Source organism: Pleomorphochaeta sp. DL1XJH-081 (assembly GCF_049310885.1).
In the GTDB taxonomy this organism is placed as follows: Bacteria; Spirochaetota; Spirochaetia; order Sphaerochaetales; family Sphaerochaetaceae; genus CAYZJV01.
In genome coordinates, this window is sequence record NZ_JBMDYO010000076.1 from 1 (window position 1) to 277 (window position 277).

Below are 277 nucleotides of genomic sequence, written 5' to 3' on the forward strand. Positions count from 1 at the left end.
CGGCCAATCGCGAATTCATGATAAAACCGCCAACGGCGCAAGGTCTCCCGCACTCGCGATACTTCGGGGAAACGGTGCGGCTCGCCAAGCTGACCGAACACCGACTCATTTTCATAAATACTCTCGGTGAAAGTACTTTTCTCCCCGGTGACATCGACGAGAAACGCCGCCTGATTCTTGCGCTGCAGTACGCGGGAGGAAGGCCGGCGGGAGTAGCCGGCCAGCCAGATATTCTCTTCTTTAACGATAGGATCGAGCATGAATTGCGTCGGATAGG

General features: G+C 55.6%; 1 protein-coding gene. It reads right to left on the reverse strand.

The features are described 5' to 3' along the window. On the reverse strand, window positions 1-277 hold a 277-nt coding region (locus ACODJP_RS13960), incomplete at both ends, for a hypothetical protein (protein ID WP_422482529.1).